We start from the raw sequence: 691 nt of genomic DNA, 5'->3' as shown, positions 1-691 counted from the left end.
CTTGAACTCCTCAGTGAACTTCCTGCGATTCGTAGACATCTCTGCCTGTCGTTCCTTCCTGGTAACGACCGTCTACAAGAAGTGTCACACCCCACTTCGCCGTGGCCTGATCGATCCGGGTAGCGAGCAGAGCGGCCGGGTCAACCTGGTCCTCGCCCGGCGTTGTGGACGGGACGAGGGCATTGAGAATCGTGGCGGGGTCGTGCCCGGCAGCTTGATGCCGGGCGAGGGCAGCTTCGAGACGGTCGTAGTACGGACTGGTGAACACGTCATCGGCCACGTTTGCGGGGAACGGGACGGCATCCAGCAGTGCCGTCCACTGGTCGACCTGCGCGGCGTGAGCGAGCACGTCGTACTCGGCCAGCAGCGTCGCCAAGGACGCGTGCCGATCGACCTCCAGCTTCAACGTCTCAGTGGCGGAGAGGTCGGCGTCGCTGCGCGCGAGCACTCGTGCCAGCTGTTGGGTGACGGTCTGGGGTTCGGGCTGGTCCAGGTGGGGTTCGACCTCGTGCGGGTCAGGCTGGATCACGTAGGCGTGGTTAGTCTGGCGCCCGCGGGTGAGGGCGACGTAGAGGAGCTCCCGAGCGGCGTTTTCCGGCTCTGCGCATTCTAGGTGGGGGTGAGGGGGTCAAGTCCGCCGGCGATCAGGAGCATGCGGACTCTTCTATGTGTGTCAAGTCGGCGTTACGGC

Annotated in this window: 1 protein-coding gene; it reads right to left on the bottom strand. The window is 64.8% G+C overall.

Annotated features, from left to right (window positions below; genetic code table 11):
• Positions 1-10: 10 nt before the first annotated feature.
• Positions 11-529 carry a hypothetical protein gene (locus LOK55_RS13945; RefSeq protein WP_229935851.1) on the bottom strand — a complete coding sequence of 173 codons (519 nt, stop codon included), beginning with the start codon at positions 527-529 and terminating at the stop codon, positions 11-13.
• Positions 530-691 lie beyond the last annotated feature (162 nt).

It is taken from the genome of Microbacterium sp. F2E (assembly GCF_020905435.1).
In the GTDB taxonomy this organism is placed as follows: domain Bacteria; phylum Actinomycetota; class Actinomycetes; order Actinomycetales; family Microbacteriaceae; genus Microbacterium; species Microbacterium lacticum.
The sequence above is the reverse complement of the archived record's forward strand: the minus strand, read 5'-3'. Positions and strand labels throughout refer to the sequence as shown.